At 73.7% G+C, this 15,385-nt stretch carries 16 protein-coding genes; 9 read left to right on the forward strand and 7 right to left on the reverse strand.

Translation table 11 applies throughout. The features are described from left to right. Positions 1–50 precede the first annotated feature (50 nt). From ABT403_RS22890 to ABT403_RS22900, 3 genes are all read left to right on the forward strand, one after another. Complete coding sequence (locus tag ABT403_RS22890; protein WP_344165018.1) at positions 51–1,418, forward strand: FtsW/RodA/SpoVE family cell cycle protein; 1,368 nt, start codon at positions 51–53, stop codon at positions 1,416–1,418. After that, on the forward strand, positions 1,415–2,875 hold the full coding sequence (locus ABT403_RS22895) for a penicillin-binding transpeptidase domain-containing protein (RefSeq protein WP_344165021.1): 1,461 nt from the start codon (positions 1,415–1,417) through the stop codon (positions 2,873–2,875). Before ABT403_RS22890 ends, ABT403_RS22895 begins: the two co-directional genes overlap by 4 nt. Before the next feature lie 71 nt (positions 2,876–2,946). Next, complete coding sequence (locus ABT403_RS22900; protein WP_344165023.1) at positions 2,947–3,393, forward strand: DUF3291 domain-containing protein; 447 nt, start codon at positions 2,947–2,949, stop codon at positions 3,391–3,393. A 10-nt stretch (positions 3,394–3,403) separates the two neighbouring features. On the opposite strand, the gene ABT403_RS22905 is transcribed toward ABT403_RS22900, so the two are convergent. After that, the gene (locus ABT403_RS22905) at positions 3,404–4,510 is read right to left on the reverse strand and encodes a ferritin-like domain-containing protein (RefSeq protein ID WP_344165025.1); all 1,107 of its coding nucleotides are present in this window, start codon (positions 4,508–4,510) and stop codon (positions 3,404–3,406) included. A gap of 177 nt (positions 4,511–4,687) precedes the next feature. Between ABT403_RS22905 and ABT403_RS22910 the strand changes: the two genes are divergently transcribed. The 3 genes from ABT403_RS22910 to ABT403_RS22920 are packed head-to-tail and all read left to right on the forward strand — an operon-like array spanning position 4,688 to position 6,662. Beyond that, the gene (locus ABT403_RS22910) at positions 4,688–5,617 is read left to right on the forward strand and encodes an AurF N-oxygenase family protein (protein WP_344165028.1); all 930 of its coding nucleotides are present in this window, start codon (positions 4,688–4,690) and stop codon (positions 5,615–5,617) included. 39 nt (positions 5,618–5,656) lie between these two features. After that, positions 5,657–6,376, forward strand: coding sequence for a TetR/AcrR family transcriptional regulator (locus ABT403_RS22915; RefSeq protein ID WP_344165031.1), 720 nt, complete (start codon positions 5,657–5,659; stop codon positions 6,374–6,376). A gap of 10 nt (positions 6,377–6,386) precedes the next feature. Then, positions 6,387–6,662 (forward strand): DUF8847 domain-containing protein, encoded by a 276-nt coding sequence (locus ABT403_RS22920; RefSeq protein WP_344165034.1) that lies wholly within the window; start codon positions 6,387–6,389, stop codon positions 6,660–6,662. A gap of 42 nt (positions 6,663–6,704) precedes the next feature. Here ABT403_RS22920 and ABT403_RS22925 read toward each other — a convergent pair whose 3' ends face one another. The 3 genes from ABT403_RS22925 to ABT403_RS22935 all read right to left on the reverse strand — a co-directional run bounded on the left by ABT403_RS22925 (position 6,705) and on the right by ABT403_RS22935 (position 9,509). Continuing rightward, positions 6,705–7,964, reverse strand: coding sequence for an ATP-binding protein (locus ABT403_RS22925; protein WP_344165037.1), 1,260 nt, complete (start codon positions 7,962–7,964; stop codon positions 6,705–6,707). Then, on the reverse strand, positions 7,961–8,764 hold the full coding sequence (locus ABT403_RS22930) for a hypothetical protein (RefSeq protein ID WP_344165885.1): 804 nt from the start codon (positions 8,762–8,764) through the stop codon (positions 7,961–7,963). The genes ABT403_RS22925 and ABT403_RS22930 overlap by 4 nt, the downstream gene beginning before the upstream one ends. Positions 8,765–8,906: 142 nt before the next feature. Next, entirely contained in the window at positions 8,907–9,509 is a 603-nt protein-coding gene (locus ABT403_RS22935) for a hypothetical protein (RefSeq protein WP_344165040.1), read from the reverse strand. A gap of 178 nt (positions 9,510–9,687) precedes the next feature. On the opposite strand from ABT403_RS22935, the gene ABT403_RS22940 reads away from it, so the two are divergent. Then, positions 9,688–10,497, forward strand: a complete 810-nt coding sequence (locus tag ABT403_RS22940) for a nuclease-related domain-containing protein (protein WP_344165043.1) — start codon at positions 9,688–9,690, stop codon at positions 10,495–10,497. A 119-nt stretch (positions 10,498–10,616) separates the two neighbouring features. Here the strand turns inward: ABT403_RS22940 and ku are convergent, their stop codons facing one another. Beyond that, on the reverse strand, positions 10,617–11,693 hold the full coding sequence (ku, locus tag ABT403_RS22945) for a non-homologous end joining protein Ku (protein ID WP_344165046.1): 1,077 nt from the start codon (positions 11,691–11,693) through the stop codon (positions 10,617–10,619). A 31-nt stretch (positions 11,694–11,724) separates the two neighbouring features. Between ku and ligD the strand changes: the two genes are divergently transcribed. Together ligD and ABT403_RS22955 are read left to right on the forward strand one after the other, a co-directional pair. Then, positions 11,725–12,621, forward strand: coding sequence for a non-homologous end-joining DNA ligase (gene ligD / locus ABT403_RS22950; RefSeq protein WP_344165049.1), 897 nt, complete (start codon positions 11,725–11,727; stop codon positions 12,619–12,621). A 5-nt stretch (positions 12,622–12,626) separates the two neighbouring features. Continuing rightward, positions 12,627–13,541 carry an ATP-dependent DNA ligase gene (locus ABT403_RS22955; RefSeq protein WP_344165052.1) on the forward strand — a complete coding sequence of 305 codons (915 nt, stop codon included), beginning with the start codon at positions 12,627–12,629 and terminating at the stop codon, positions 13,539–13,541. 61 nt (positions 13,542–13,602) lie between these two features. Here the strand turns inward: ABT403_RS22955 and ABT403_RS22960 are convergent, their stop codons facing one another. Both ABT403_RS22960 and ABT403_RS22965 read right to left on the reverse strand, forming a co-directional pair. Beyond that, complete coding sequence (locus ABT403_RS22960) at positions 13,603–13,998, reverse strand: DUF6479 family protein (protein WP_344165054.1); 396 nt, start codon at positions 13,996–13,998, stop codon at positions 13,603–13,605. 79 nt (positions 13,999–14,077) lie between these two features. After that, positions 14,078–15,058 carry an XdhC family protein gene (locus ABT403_RS22965; protein ID WP_344165056.1) on the reverse strand — a complete coding sequence of 327 codons (981 nt, stop codon included), beginning with the start codon at positions 15,056–15,058 and terminating at the stop codon, positions 14,078–14,080. Positions 15,059–15,385: the final 327 nt, after the last annotated feature.

A 15,385-nucleotide genomic window follows, 5' to 3' on the forward strand; every position in this document is an offset into this window, starting at 1 on the left:
GACTATGGCATAACCGGACATAGGGGCGGTTGGCTTGCTACGTTTCCCGTATGCCCCCGCCAGCCCTGACGGCGAAGGTGACGGAGCCCGAACCCGCTCCGCCCCCCTGCTCCGCCGCCGCCCCCAAGCGCCGGGGCGTCGAGCTGACGCTCCTCGCCGGAGCCGTCCTGATCTCCGTGCTGGGCCACGCCTACGTCGGCCTCGCCGGCCGGGTCCCGACCTCCACCTCCCACTACGCCGCCGGTCTCGGTCTCGCCGCGCTGCTCGCGCACCTCGCCGTGCGGTTCCGCGCCCCGTACGCCGACCCGCTGCTCCTGCCCATCGCCGTGCTCCTCAACGGCCTCGGCCTCGTGTTCATCGAGCGGCTCGACCTCGCCACCCCGGGCGAGGCGGGCGCGGGGGACCAGCTGCGGTGGTCGGGGCTCGGGGTGGGGCTGTTCGCCCTGGCCGTCTTCGGGCTGCGCGACCACCGCGTGCTCCAGCGGTACGCCTACCTCTCCGTCACCGCCGCCCTCGCCCTGATGCTCGTCCCCGTCTTCTTCCCGGCCGTCAACGGCGCCCACATCTGGATCCGCTTCGCCGGGCTCTCCTTCCAGCCCGGGGAGTTCGCCAAGATCCTGCTGGCCGTCTTCTTCGCCTCCTACCTGGCCGCCAACCGCACCGCCCTCGCCCTCACCGGCCGCCGGCTCTTCTGGAAGCTCAGGCTCCTGCCCGGCCGGGTCCTCGGGCCGATCCTCACGATCTGGCTGCTCAGCGTCGGGGTTCTCGTCCTGGAACGGGACCTCGGCACCTCGCTCCTCTTCTTCGGCCTCTTCGTGATCATGCTGTTCACCGCCACCGGCCGCATCGGCTGGATCGCCGTCGGCCTCCTGCTCGCCGGGCTCGGCGCGTACGCCGTCGGAACCCTCGAACCGCACGTCCACAGCCGCGTCCAGGACTGGATGAATCCTTTCGCCTCCATCGAACGCGGCGAAGGCCCCGGCCAGCTCGCCCAGTCCCTCTTCGCCTTCGCCGCCGGCGGCCTGCTCGGCGCGGGCCTCGGCCACGGGCAGTCCTTCCTCATCGGTTTCGCCGCCAAATCGGACTTCGTCCTCGCCACCGCCGGAGAGGAACTCGGCCTCGTCGGCCTGACCGCCCTCCTGCTCCTCTACGGGCTCCTCGTCTCCCGCGGCTTCCGCGCCGGGCTCGCGCTCCGCGACCCCTTCGGACGGCTGCTCGCCACCGGCCTCGCCTCGATCGTCGCGCTCCAGGTCTTCGTCATCGCGGGCGGGGTCACCGGCCTCATCCCGCTCACCGGCATGGCCATGCCCTTCCTGGCCCAGGGCGGCTCCTCCGTCGTCACCAACTGGATCATCGTCGCGCTGCTCGTCCGGCTCAGCGACAGCGCCCGCGGGAGCGGAAGCGGGGGCCCCGCGTGATCCGCTACATCCGCTGGTGCGCGTACTTCTGCCTGCTCCTGCTCGCCGCCCTGCTGGTGAACGTCGCCCGCGTCCAGGTCTGGGAAGCCGCCGCCTACGGCGCGAACCCGGCCAACCGGCGCCCCTCCGTCGAGCGTTACGCCCAGCCGCGCGGGAACCTCCTCGTCGAGGGCCGTCCCGTCACCGGCTCCCGCGACAGCGGCCAGCTGCTGCGCTTCGAGCGGACCTACACCGACGGCCCCCTTTACGCCCCCGCCACCGGCTTCTCCTCCCAGACGTACGGGACCAGCCTCACCGAGCGCGCCGAGGACGCCGTCCTGTCCGGCACCGACCCGGGCCTCTCCGCCTTCCCCCTCTGGTACGACCTCTCGCGCGGCCGCCCCGACGGCGGCGACGCCGCGACCACCCTGCGCGCCGCCGTGCAGCGGGCCGCCTACCGGGGGCTCGGCGGCAAGCGCGGCGCTGCCGTCGCGCTGGAGCCGGCGACCGGCCGGATCCTGGCCCTGGTCAGCAGCCCCTCGTACGACCCGGGTCTGCTCTCCGGGACCGGCCCGAAGGTCAGGGCGGCCTGGGCGCGGCTGAACGCGGACCCCGCCAAGCCGATGCTCAACCGGGCGCTGCGCGAGACCTATCCGCCGGGCTCCACGTTCAAGATCGTGACGGCGGCCGCTGCCCTGGACGCGGGCGTGGTCACCGACGTGGACGCCCCCACCCGCACCCCCGACCCCTACCCGCTGCCGGGCACGAACACCCTGCTGCCCAACGCGGGCACCGGCTGCGAGGACGCCTCGATGGCGGAGGCGGTGCAGTGGTCCTGCAACACGGTGATGGCCGGGATCGGGGTGCGGGTCGGGCTGCGGGGCATGGTCGCGGCGGCGGAGCGGTTCGGGTTCAACGAGGAGGAGCTGCGGGTGCCGTCCTGGGTGTCCCGGTCCACCTTCGACACCGACATGAGCCCCGACCAGCTGGCCCTGTCCTCGATCGGGCAGTTCAACACCAAGGCCACGCCGCTCCAGATGGCCATGGTGGCGGCGGCCGTCGCCAACGGCGGGGAGATCGAAACCCCCTATCTGGTGGACCGCACGACCCGGCACGGCGGCGGCCTGGTCCGCCGCTCCGCCCCGCGCACCCTGGGCCGGGCCATGAGCCCGCCCACGGCGCTGCGGATGCAGGAGCTGATGGTGAAGGTGGTGGAGGAGGGCACGGGGCGCAACGCGGCCATCCCGGGCGCCCGGGTCGGCGGCAAGACGGGCACGGCCCAGCACGGCGTCGGCAACGCCGGGACCCCCTACGCGTGGTTCATCGGCTGGGCGGCCGCGCAGGGCGCGCCGCAGCCGGCGGTGGCGGTCGCGGTGGTGGTCGAGGACGCCTCGGCGGTACGCGGCGACATCAGCGGCAACGGCGCGGCAGCCCCGATCGCCCGCGCGGTCATGGAGGCGGCCCTGGCCGGCCGGTGAGACCTGCCGTTCCGCGTCCGGGGGATGGAATTCCGAGCGGCGCGCTCCCCCGGGCTGGTAGCCGTAGCGCCATGACCTACGAACTGGCCCAGGTGAACATATCCCGCCTCAAGTACCCCCTCGACTCACCGGAACTGAAGGACTTCATGGACGGGCTCGACCCCGTCAACGCCGTGGCGGACGCGGCGGACGGCTTCGTGTGGCGGCTCCAGGGCGAGGAGGGCAACGCCACCGGCGTGCCCGTCTTCGGCGACGAGTGGATCATCGTCAACATGTCGGTGTGGCGGGACGCCGACGCCCTGACGGCCTTCATGTACCAGGGGCGCCACCGCGAGCTGATGTCGCGCCGGCGCGAGTGGTTCGAGCACGTCACGGAGGCCATGACGGCCCTGTGGTGGGTGCCGGCGGGGGAGCGCCCGACGGTCGCGGACGCCGAGGGGCGCCTGCTGCACCTGCGGGAACACGGCCCGACCCCGCACGCGTTCACCCTGCGCACGTCCTTCCCGCCGGCGCCGTGACCCAGGCCTCCTAGCCTTCCGCACCCTCCTGGACGGCGGCCGCCACCTCCGCCATCCGCTCCCGCTCCTCGGCCGCGAAGCGCTCGCGGTCGAGGGCTTCGGCGATCTCCTCGTCCTGGGTCATCAGCAGGTCCAGGCTGGAGTCGCCCATCTCGAAGACGCCCATGTCCAGGTACGCCTTCTGCAGCCGCTCGCCCCACAGCCCGATGTCCTTGACGCACGGCACGATCCGGCTGAACAGCAGCCTGCGGAACAGGTGCAGGAACCCGGACTGCTCGGAGAACTCCTCCGCCTCCCGCCGGGGGATGCCGAAGTTCTCCAGCACCTCCACCCCGCGCAGCCGGTCCCGCATCAGGTAGCAGCCCTCGATGACGAACTCCTCCCGCTCGCGGCGCTCGGCGTCCGTCAGCTGCCGGTAGTAGTCGCGCAGGGCCATCCGCCCGAAGGCCACGTGCCGGGCCTCGTCCTGCATCACGTACGCGAGGATCTGCCGGGGCAGCGGTTTGTCCGTCGTATCGCGGATCATCCCGAACGCGGCCAGCGCCAGTCCCTCGATGAGCACCTGCATGCCCAGGTACGGCATGTCCCAGCGGGAGTCGCGCAGGGTGTCGCCCAGCAGGCCCTGGAGGCTGTCGTTGACCGGGTAGAGCATCCCGACCTTCTCGTGCAGGAACCGCCCGAAGATCTCGGCGTGCCGGGCCTCGTCCATGGTCTGGGTGGCGGAGTAGAACTTGGCGTCCAGGTCCGGCACGGACTCCACGATGCGCGCCGCGCACACCATCGCGCCCTGCTCGCCGTGGAGGAACTGGCTGAAGTTCCAGGCGGCGTAGTGCCGGCGCAGGTCGCCCTTGTCCGTCTCGGTGAGCTTGGCCCAGTGCCGCGTCCCGTACAGGGTCAGCACCTCGTCGGGGGTGCCCAGTGGGTCGTACGGGTCCACCTCGATGTCCCAGTCGACGCGCTTGGCGCCGTCCCACTGCTTGTCCTTGCCCTTCTGGTAGAGCGCGAGGAGGCGTTCGCGGCCCTCGTCGTACTCCCAGCTGAAGCGGGCCGAGCCGCTGGCGGGGACCTGCCAGACGCCCTCGCCCGGGGCCGTGGTGTAGAGCTCGTGCGTCGACACTGACGCCTCCTCGTCTCACGTACTGCCGTACTGCCGTACAGGAGCGGACAGTTGGCAGCGTCACACGTTGGTAGACACGGGGTCAACAAGTCGTGCGCGAGGGATTGACGGCCTTGCTGACAAGGAGTCTTATAAGACGTGACCGCTGGTAACCCGACTGTCGAGGGGCCCGAAGCCATGACGACCGTGACGGAGCGAGCCGCGCTGAGGGACGCCCTCGGCCTCCTCAAGGACCGCGAACAGATCGCCGAGCGCCTGCTCGAATCCTCCGCCAAGCACTCCTTCGACCCCGACAGGGAACTCGACTGGGAGGCCCCGCCCGTCGACGGGAAGTACTACTGGCCCCCCGAGCTGCTCTCCCTCTACGACACCCCGCTGTGGAAGAAGATGGGGGAGGAACAGCGCATCGAACTCTCCCGGCACGAAGCGGCCGCCCTCGCCTCGCTCGGCATCTGGTTCGAGATCATCCTCATGCAGCTGCTGGTCCGGCACATCTACGACAAGTCGCTGACCAGCAACCACGTCCGCTACGCGCTCACCGAGATCGCCGACGAGTGCCGCCACTCGATGATGTTCGCCCGCATGATCCAGACCGGCGGCGCCCCCGCCTACCCGGTCTCCCGCACCAACCACAACCTCGCCCGCGTCCTGAAGACGGTCTCCACCACCCCCGGCTCCTTCGCCTGCACGCTCCTCGGCGAGGAGATCCTCGACTGGATGCAGCGCCTGACCTTCCCCGACGAGCGCATCCAGCCCCTCGTCCGCGGCGTGACCCGCATCCACGTCATCGAGGAGGCCCGGCACGTCCGCTACGCCCGCGAGGAACTGCGCCGCCAGATGCTCACCGCCCCGCGCTGGGAGCGCGAACTCACCCGGATCAGCTGCGGCGAGGCCGCCCGCGTCTTCTCCCTGGCCTTCGTGAACCCGGCCGTCTACGACAACGTCGGCCTCGACCGGCGCGAGGCCGTCGCCCAGGTCAAGGCCAGCGGCCACCGCCGCGAGGTCATGCAGACCGGCGCCAAGCGGCTCACCGACTTCCTCGACGACATCGGCGTCCTGCGCGGCGCCGGCCGCCGCCTCTGGAAGAGCTCCGGCCTCCTCGCCTAAGCCCCCGCGCGCGCCGCACCGTACGTCTACGCTGCGGACATGACCGTACGCGCCTACCGCAGACTGAGCGTCGAGGAGCGGCGAGCCCAACTCCTCGACGCCGCCCTGTCGCTGTTCGCGCACCGGGCTCCGGAGGAGATCTCCCTCGACGACGTCGCGGAGGCCGCCGGGGTCTCGCGGCCGCTGGTCTACCGCTACTTCCCCGGCGGCAAGCAGCAGCTGTACGAGGCGGCCCTGCGCTCGGCGGCGGACGTCCTCGAACTCTGCTTCGCCGAACCCCAGGCCGGTCCGCTCACCGGCCGGCTCTCCCGGGTCCTGGACCGCTACCTGGCCTTCGTCGACGAACACGACGCCGGCTTCGCCGCCCTCCTCCAGGGCGGCAGCGTCGTGGAGACCTCCCGCACCACCGCCACGGTGGACGGCATCCGCCGGGCGGCCGCCGAGCAGATCCTCCTCCACCTGGACCTCCCCGCCCCGGGCCCCGGGCCGCGGCTGCGGATGATGGTCCGCACCTGGATCACGGCGGTCGAGGCCACCTCCCTCATCTGGCTGGACGAGGGCAAACAGCCGGAGGCCGCCACCCTCCGCGACTGGCTGGTCGACCAGTTCATCGCCCTCCTGACCGCCACTGCCGCCACGGACCCCGAAACGGCCGCCGCCGCCCGCGCGGCCCTCGCCCTGGAACGCCCGGACGGCCCTGCGGGCCTCCTCGCCCGGCGCGTGATCCCGGTGGTCTCCGAGGCCGCCCACCTCCTGTGACACTGGTGGGGTGAAGAGCCAACCGACCCCCTTCGAGGGCGGCCCGATGGACGGCCGGGTCCTCCCGATCCTCCTCGGCCCGACGGGCCACCCGCCCAAGTGGTACGAGATCCCCGTCCCCTCGGCAGACGGCGGCCCGCCGACGGTGCTGCTGTACGAACGGGTCCCGTCGGGGTACACGAAGCGGCTCGGTCTCCAGAAGGGCTGGAAGTACGAGTACCGCCCGTCGGGCGAAAAGCCGAAGCTCGGCCTCCCCTGGCGCAAGCGCCGAAGGCCGGAGGCCTGACGCCGGACCCCCGCCCACCTCCCGCGCCGGCCGGCGGATCCGTCACCGCCCGGCGGGCTCCCGCCCTCCACCCGTCGGCAGCGTCACCACCGCCAGCGCGCCGCCCCCCGCCGCCGTGCGGAAGTCCAGGCGGGCGCCGATCGCCTCCGCCTGGGCCGACGCGATCGTCAGGCCCAGGCCGTGGCCCTTGCCGCCGCTCCGGAACCGCTGCGGGCCCCCGTCCAGCAGGTACCGGGGGTACCCGTCCCCGTGGTCCCGTACGGTCACCACCGGGCCGTCCACCGTCACCACCACCGGCCCCCGGCCGTGCTTGTGGGCGTTCGCGACCAGGTTGCCCAGCACCCGCTCCAGCCGCCGCCGGTCCGTCTCGACGTGCGCGTCCCGGACGACCACCACCTCGGTGTCCGTCCCCGACGCCCGCACCACCCGCCGTGCCAGCCGCTCCAGCTGGTGCAGGTCGGTCTCCACCCGTTCGCTCCCTGAGTCCAGCCGCGAGATCTCCAGCAGGTCCTCGGTCAGCTGCCGCATCGTGCGCACCCGCTCCCGCACCAGCTCCGTCGGCCGTCCCTCCGGCAGCAGTTCCGACGCGGCCTGCAGGCCGGTCAGCGGCGTCCGCAGCTCGTGCGCCACGTCGGCCGTGAACCGCTGCTCGCTCTGCAGCTTGCGCTGGAGGGTCCCCGCCATCGTGTCCAGCGCCCCCGCCACCGTCGACACCTCGTCCGGGTGCCGCGAGGGGTCCTCCGTGCGCGGGTCGCCGACCCGCGCGTCCAGGTCCCCGCCGGTGATCCGCCGGGCGACCGTCGCCGTCTGGTGCAGCCGCCGCGTCACCCGCGTCACCGCGAAGGCGCCCACCAGCAGCGTCCCCCCGATGGCCAGCACCGACGAACCGATGATCGCGTTGTCCAGGCCCCTGATCGTCCGTGCGCTCTGCCCGTAGTCGATGGACGTGGCCAGCGCCCGCCCGTCGGCCGGCGCGGCCGCCCACATCACCGGCCGTCCCTGGCGGTCCTCCGCCACGACCGTCCCGCGCTGCCCGCCCACCGCCAGCGCCCGCAGCTCCTGCGGCAACCCCTGGGGGTCGATCCCCGACTCGGGAGGCAGGGCCTCGCCCGCCTCGTACGCGAGCGCGGCGTCGTGCAGCTTGGCCAGGGCCTTCTCCCGGGCCGTGCCCACGGTCTGCCGGGTCACCTCGACGTGGACGAGCACACCCAGCACCGCCGCCAGCGAGCAGCACATCACCACGATGAAGCACGTGGACTTCCAGGTCAGCGTGGCCGTCCAGGCGGGCAGCAGCCGCCTCACGGCGCACCCGGGGCGGTTCCCGCGACCCCCGCGGCCCCCGCAGGCCTGGCCGGTCCGGCCGGACCGGAGCCGGAGGCCGTCGCCCCCGCCGGAGGCTGCGCGCCGGCGGTCCCGGAGGCCCCCGCCGGCACCCGTACGATCTGCTCCCGCGCCGGCAGCATCGTCCGCTGCCGCGCGTCCCACGACCACGCCGTGATCAGCTCGTACCCCGGGTTCCCGCTCGGCACCCGCAGGATCACGTCCCGCCCCGCCAGCTCCACGCCGATGACGGTCTGCGTCGTCGCCATGATCCGGTTGAGCCGGCCGTCCGGGTCCGCCGTGTACACCCGTACGGACATCATCCGGTCGGGGAACTCGATCCCGACCACCACCTCGTCCTTGCCATTCCCCGTCAGGTCCCGGTAGTACGGCGCCAGCACGGGGCACGCCCCCGGCTCCTGCCCCTCCCGCCCGCACGCCCGGATCGCGGCGGCGGTCTCCGCCGGCATCCCGTCCGGGCCCACCTCGATGTCCGGATGCTCCCGCAGCTCCGCCTGTACCAGGGCCACCGGGTCGACGGAGTGCACGTCCTGGTCGGTGACCGGCGGCAGTCCCCGCACGTACTGCGGCGGCGCGCTCCCCGGATCGGCGGGCGGCACCTCCGCGCCCTTGCGCTCGGGCCACAGCTGTACGGGTCCCCGTGCCGTCGGGGCCGGCCCCGCGGCGGCCAGCCCGCCGGTGTTCCCGCACCCGGTGGTCAGCGGCAGCACCGGCAGCAGGACGAGCAGGGCGGCGCCCGCACCCGTACGGAAGGAAGGCATGCGCACGGCGCGGGCTCTCCTCTCCGGGGCGCAACGGGCGGTGGTCAGGACGATGACATCGCCCTGACCACCTTATGCGGAGATAAGCCCGTTTTAGGATTTCCGGCCCCGGGGTGCAGTCGCCCCTCGCCGTTCCCGCAGGTCAGCCGTCCGTGCGGCCTCGCCGCAGCATGGCGAAGCCCAGGCCGGCCGCGCCCACGGCCGCGATCCCGCCGCCCGCGGCGAGCAGCAGCACCCCGCTGCCCTGGCCGTCGGCCAGGGTGTTCAGCCGCAGCGTCCCGGCGGCGCCGGCGGTGCGGTGGGTCTCGGCGACGGCCGGGACGACCTGCCCGGCGCCCCGGCGGGTCGCGGTCTTGTGGCCGTCGCCGGCCACCGCGTGCGAGCCGTCGGCGGCGGGGGTCTCGCCGACCCAGGAGGAGAGCCGTCCGTCCGGCCGCAGCGCGGCGTGCAGCTCACCGGCCCCGCCCACGCCGGTGGCCCCGTCGCGGCTGTTCAGCGTGGCCACGGTGGTGCCGGAGCGCAGGATCTCGGCCTGGTACGCGTCCTTCGCGAGCCGGTAGACCTTGGCGGTCGACCGGCCGTCCGCGAGGGAGAGGCTGCTGACCAGGGTCCGCTGCGCGCCGGCGGCGGACGCGGCCGGAAGCCCGTCGGCGAACGCGGCGGCGGTGGGCAGCGCCAGCACGCCCGCGACGCATGCGGTCACGGCGGTGGCGCGAACGATGGTGCGGCGGCTGAGGGTGCTCACGGGAGTCCTTCGGGGCGGGTGGTACGGGCAGGTGTGGCACCAACGTAGGGGCGGGCTGTTGCGGTAGGGCCCTGGCCTTGTAACAGGAAGGCAGCAGCGAGCCGACGGAGCTGTTACATGTCCGAGGGATTGCCGAGGGCGGCGGTGGCTGCTCACATGGACGGCGGGGGTGAGGCGGATGCGCGGACTCAAGGTGCTTCCGAGCGGCCGGCCCGGGCGCGGCCGGCTCTACGTCAACGGGCCCGACGGCCGGGCGGTGGCCTGGTACGACCGGCAGACCAACCGGATCAGCGTCCTCTCGGACGACGCGCGCGAACCCGTACTGGCGGTGCTGCGCCCGTACTTGACCGGGGACTGGACCATCGGGCCGCCCCCCGTCCCCACCCCCGCCGAACTACGCCGCCTGCATCTGGCGCCGGACCGGGACCTCGCCCCGAACCGCCCGGGCGAGACCCTGCTCGGCGAACTGGCGTACGGGACGCCGGGCGGCGGCCGTACGCGGCACCGCATGCGGCGCCAACTCCTGGCGTTCCAGCGGGTGGGGGCGGAGCTCGATCTCCTGGAGGCCGAGGACTGGCGGGTGGTCCACGACGTCCCCCTGCCGGGCGGCCCGGGGCTCCTGGACCACCTGCTCATCGGCCCGCCGGGCGTCTTCGCCCTGCGCACGGTCCCAGGGCGCCGCCAGCGGGCCCAGGCCGGCGACCTGCTCCTCACGGTGGGCCGGTCCGCCCCCGGCCCGGACCCCCGCTGGATCCGCGGCGCGGCCGCCTGCGCCTCCCGCGTCCTGGAGTCCCCGGTCACCCCGGTGCTGACCCTCACGGACGCCTCCCGGGTGGAGGTCGCCCCCACCCTCCGTGACGTCCTGGTCCTCCAGCCCCCGACCCTGACCGCCACCCTCCGCGCGATCCCGCCGACCCTCAAACCCCCGGACGTGGAAGCCCTGTTCACGACGGCCCGCACGAGAACGACGTGGACGGGGGAGCGGTAGCCGGGGGAGTTCAAGGCGCGGGGTCCGGGGCGGAGCCCCGGGGAACGGGTGAAGGGCGGGGCGGGGAGCGGGCTCCGCGCAGCGGCCCCGCGGCCACCCGCACCCACGACCCCCGCCCGTCAGGCGGAACTCCGCTTCCGTGGCGCCGCCTTCTTTCCCGCCGCCGTCTTCTTGGCGGCCGCCGACGCCGTGGACTTCGTACCCGAAGCGGCCTTCTTCGCCGCCGACTTGGATGCCGCAGCCTTCGAAGTGGACTTCGCCGTCGCGGACTTCTTCGCCGCCCCGCCCCGTCCACCCGCCGCGGTCGACTTCTTGCCGCCCACCGCCTTCGGTGCGGCGGCGGCCGTGGCCGCCTTCCGCCGGATCGGCGTGACCTCGGCCTCGCCGCCGTCCCCGCCACCCCCGCCGCCGTCCCCGCCCCGCGAGGCCCGGGCCGCCCGCACGCTGTTCTCCAGCGCCGCCATCAGGTCGATCACCTGGCCGCCGGCCGGTTCCACCACCGCCTCGGACGGTTCGAACGCACCCCCGGCCTTCGCCGCGATCATCGCCTCCACGGCTTCCCGGTACTCGTCCGTGAGGGAGGAGATCTCCACCTCCCCCAACGTCGCCATCAGCGCGTCCGCCAGGTCCAGCTCCGCCTCCCGCACCGAGACCGACGCCTCCGGCGCCACCCCCTCCGGCGCCCGGATCTCGTCGGGCCACAGCAGCCCGTGCATGGCGATGACGTCGTCCACCACCCGCAGCATCCCCAGCCGTTCCCGCCCCCGCAGCGCGAACTTGGCGATGGCCACCTTCCTGCTCCGCTTCAGCGCCTCCCGCAGCAGGGTGTACGGCTTCGCCGCCGTGGCCCCGTTCGCCGCGAGGTAGTAGGCGGAGTCCATCTGCAGCGGATCGATCTGATCGGCCGGTACGAACGAGACGATCTCGATCGTCTTCGCCGTGGCGATCGGAAGCTGCGCCAGGTCCTCGTCGGTGATCGGCACGATCGACCCGTCCGCCTCCTCGTACCCCTTTCCGATCTCGTCCGACGACACCTCCTCCCCGTCCAGCTCGCACACCTTGCGGTAGCGGACGCGTCCGCCGTCGGTGACGTGGATCTGGCGGAAGGAGATGGAATGACTCTCGGTGGCGTTCACGAGCTTGATCGGGATGCTGACCAGGCCGAAGGAGATCGCCCCGTTCCAAATGGATCGCACGGTTCCTCCTGATTCGTGGCAATCTCATCGTATGACGCCGATCACATCGGTGGAGGGGCGCCGCATCGCGCTCAGCAACCTGGACAAGGTGCTGTACCCGAGGACCGGCTTCACCAAGGGCGAGGTGCTGCACTACTACGCCACCGTCGCGCCTGCCCTCCTCGCGCACATCCATGACCGCCCGGTCTCCTTTCTTCGCTATCCGGACGGCCCCGACGGGCAGCTCTTCTTCACCAAGAACCCGCCGCCCGGCACCCCCGCCTGGGTGAAGACCGCCCGCGTGCCCCGCTCCGACGACCCCGGAGCCGAACAGGTGCTCGTATCCGACATGCCGGCCCTCATCTGGGCCGCCAACCTCGTCGTCGAGTTCCACGTCCACCAGTGGCCCGCCGCCACCCCCGCCGTCGCCGACCGCATCGTCTTCGACCTCGACCCCGGCGCGCCCGCGACCATCGCCGAATGCTGCGCCGTCGCCCTCTGGCTCCGTGAGCGTCTGGCCGCCGACGGGCTGCACGCGTACGCCAAGACCTCCGGCTCCAAGGGCCTGCACCTGTCCGTCCCGGTGGAGCCGGCCCCGTCCGCGCGGGTGTCCGCGTACGCCAAACACCTCGCCCAGGAGGCCGAGGCCGCCCTGCCCGCCCTCGTCGTGCACCGCATGGCGCGGGCCCTGCGCCCCGGCAAGGTGTTCGTCGACCACAGCCAGAACGCCGCCGCCAAGACCACCGCCGCCCCCTACACCCTGCGCGCCCGGGCCCTGCCGACCGCCTCCGCCCCCGTCACCTGGGCGGAGGTCGAGTCCTGCCGGGACCCCTCCGACCTGGTGTTCCTCGCCGACGACATCCCGCCCCGGCTCGACCGCGACGGCGACCTCCTGGCCCCCCTGCTGGACCCCGCCCAGGCCGGACCGCTGCCCGGGGCCGCCCGGTGAGCCCGGTGAGCCCTGTGGAACCACCCGTCCGGGTGGCCCTGGCGCTCTCCGTACGCACCCTCCCGCGAGGCCCCGGCCTGGCCTACGAGCCGAAGTTCGACGGCCACCGCATGGTCGTCCTCCGCACGGTCGGCGCCGTCTCCCTCCAGGCCCGCTCCGGGCGCACCGTGACCGCCGCCTTCCCGGATCTGGTGGCGGCCGCACGGGCCTTGCCGGCCGGAACCGTCCTGGACGGGGAGGTGGTCGTCTGGCACGAGGGCCGCACCGACTTCGCCCTGGTCCAGCGCCGCGCGGCCGCCACCCCGGCCCGCGCCGCAGCCCTGGCCCGCACCCTGCCGGCCTCGTACGCGGCGTTCGACGTCCTGGCACTGGCCGGCCTCGACGTACGCGCCCGGCCCTACGAACACCGCCGCGCCCTCCTGGTCGACCTCCTGACCCCCCTCGGGCCGCCGCTCCAGCCGGTACCGATGACGACCGACCCCGAGCTGGCCGAGGCCTGGTACGAGACCCTGCCCGCGAGCGGTATCGAGGGGCTGGTCGTCAAACGCCTGGACCAGCCCTATCCCTCCGGCCGCCGGTCCTGGCGCAAGCTCCGCCACACCAGCGTCCGCGACGCGGCGGTGATCGGCTACACCGGGACCGCGCGCCGGCCCCAGGCCCTCGTCCTGCTCCTCCCGGGAGAGGACGAGGAGACCCCCCTGCTGTCGAGCCCCCTCCCGCCCGCCCTCCGCGCGGACCTCACGGCGGCCCTGCGGACGTCCCCCCGACCCGCCGCGGCGCCCCCGGGTCCCCCGCTCACGGTGACGGGCCTGGGCGAAACCCCCTACACCCCCCTGGACCCGCCGCTGACGGCCGAGGTCCGCCACACCTCGACCCGTCACCCCCCACCGGAGGTACTCCGCCTCCGGACGGACCTCTGACAGACCTCCGGCCCGCGCGGAAGGCGCGGGCCGGCACTCCTGAGGAGGCGGATGTGCACGCCTAGGCGTGCGCCCCGCGCCCCGCGTCGGGCGGAGCCCCGGGCTGCGGATGCGGTCCGGGTCCGGTCACGGGCTTGTACCCGGACTCCCGCGCGGCCCGTACCTCGTCGGGGTGGTCGGAGGTCCGGGAGCCGAAGTTCCCGTACCCCTGCATCTCGTGCGGCCTCAGCCCGCCCTCGGGGATCTCCACGTGGTCCCTCTCCTCCCGGACCTCGTGAACGGCACCCCCCTCGGGAAGGTGCGGCTGACTCTCGGGAGTGGGCGGCGGCGGCTCCTTGGCCCGCACCCGCTGCCCCAGCTTGAACCCGGCGAGCAGGAACCCGGCGATCAGGATTCCGACGATGAAGAACCAGGCGCTGTGGGAGAGGGTCGCGTCAACGCTCAGGATCATGTCCATGCATCCTATTTTCCCGTTTTCACACCTTTCTCACGCGCTCGGCCCAAAGAATCATGAACACCATCCGCCCCCAGGGCCCCTACCTGAGCGGACCGTCGGAGTCCCGCAGCCCCCGGGCGTCACGGCCGCCGAGGACACCGAGGATCTCCGCGCAGATCGCCAGCGCCGTCTCGGCCGGGGTCCTGGCCCCCAGGTCCAGGCCGATCGGCCCGTGCACCCGGGCCAGCTCCGCCTCCGCCACCCCGGCGGCGAGCAGCCCCTCCCGACGCCGCGCGGTGGTCCGGCGGGACCCCAGCGCGCCCACGTACGGGATCCCCAGCGCCAGGGCACCGCGCAGCGTCGGCACGTCGAAGTCCGGATCGTGGCTCAGCAGCACCAGACAGGCGGCGTCCCGGTGCTGGACGAGCACCTTCTCCGCCTCGCCGGCGCTCTCCACCACCACCGACTCCCACCCCAGCAGCGCGGCCTGCGCCCCGATCACCTCGGCCAGCTCCCCGCTGCCGCCGATGACCACGTGCGGAGCCGACGGGTACGCCTCCACGAGCACCAGCCCGGATCCCCCGTACAGCGCGTCCCGCCCCGGCCGACGGGTCCCGAGCAGCTCCCCGGCCCGCCGCCCGGCGTCGTCGACCGGCACGTCCCCGGCCCGCACGACCTCGCTCACGGCGGCGTCCGCCCCCTCGTTCAGCCGGGTCACGAGCGCCACCCCGGCCCCCGTCCCGAGCAGCTCCCACCACTCGGCGGGGATCGCGGACAGCGGCTGCAACAGCACCTCGGCCTGCCCGCCACACGTCAGCTTCGCCTCGGTGGCCTCACCGGCCCCGACCGACACCTCGCACACTCGCGCCCCACCCCCGACCCCCAGGGCCCCGGCCTCGGCCACGAGCTCGGCGTCGAACACCCCGCGGTACAACGCCCCGACGCACTCACCCCGGGTGTCCACGAGCACGGCCCCGGCGGGATCCCGCGGCCCGAACCCCTGCTCGGTCACCGGCCGCGCCAGGAACGCCACCCGCCCCTCGGCCACCCACTGCCGCGCCGTCTCGGCCAGCTCACGCATCTCGTCGCCCCATCCTCTATGCGCCATCACGCCGCAAAGCACCTGGTCAACGGCACAAAGCGGCCTCAAATCCACCCTACGCACCCCCTGTCCCCCCACCACCCCCCGAACACACAGACCCTGCCCCACCCCCTCGTACGGACCACCGGAACACCTGCCCCACCGGCACCCGCCCCAGCCCCCTCCGCGACCCGGGCGCGCCCTCTCGGCCGTCGCCGCCGGGCCGCAAGTGACGGACGCGGTCCCCTGCATCGCCCCCCGTCCCACCGGTGGCCGCCCACCCCACCCGTCCCGGCCGGTTCCCGCCCTTTGCACGGTCCGCCGGAC

This window comes from Streptomyces sp. NPDC000075 (assembly GCF_040301925.1).
GTDB classification, from domain to species: Bacteria; Actinomycetota; Actinomycetes; order Streptomycetales; family Streptomycetaceae; genus Streptomyces; species Streptomyces polychromogenes.

What these genes read in the sequence shown, in the direction of transcription:
- ABT403_RS22960 (WP_344165054.1), bottom strand. Translation starts at nt 13,998, where the DNA reads ATGGACATGATCCTGAGCGTTGACGCGACCCTCTCCCACAGCGCCTGG.
- ABT403_RS22890 (WP_344165018.1), top strand. Translation starts at nt 51, where the DNA reads ATGCCCCCGCCAGCCCTGACGGCGAAGGTGACGGAGCCCGAACCCGCT.
- ABT403_RS22910 (WP_344165028.1), top strand. Translation starts at nt 4,688, where the DNA reads ATGACGACCGTGACGGAGCGAGCCGCGCTGAGGGACGCCCTCGGCCTC.
- ligD (WP_344165049.1), top strand. Translation starts at nt 11,725, where the DNA reads ATGACGCCGATCACATCGGTGGAGGGGCGCCGCATCGCGCTCAGCAAC.
- ABT403_RS22940 (WP_344165043.1), top strand. Translation starts at nt 9,688, where the DNA reads ATGCGCGGACTCAAGGTGCTTCCGAGCGGCCGGCCCGGGCGCGGCCGG.
- ABT403_RS22930 (WP_344165885.1), bottom strand. Translation starts at nt 8,764, where the DNA reads ATGCCTTCCTTCCGTACGGGTGCGGGCGCCGCCCTGCTCGTCCTGCTG.
- ABT403_RS22900 (WP_344165023.1), top strand. Translation starts at nt 2,947, where the DNA reads ATGACCTACGAACTGGCCCAGGTGAACATATCCCGCCTCAAGTACCCC.
- ABT403_RS22965 (WP_344165056.1), bottom strand. Translation starts at nt 15,058, where the DNA reads ATGCGTGAGCTGGCCGAGACGGCGCGGCAGTGGGTGGCCGAGGGGCGG.
- ABT403_RS22915 (WP_344165031.1), top strand. Translation starts at nt 5,657, where the DNA reads ATGACCGTACGCGCCTACCGCAGACTGAGCGTCGAGGAGCGGCGAGCC.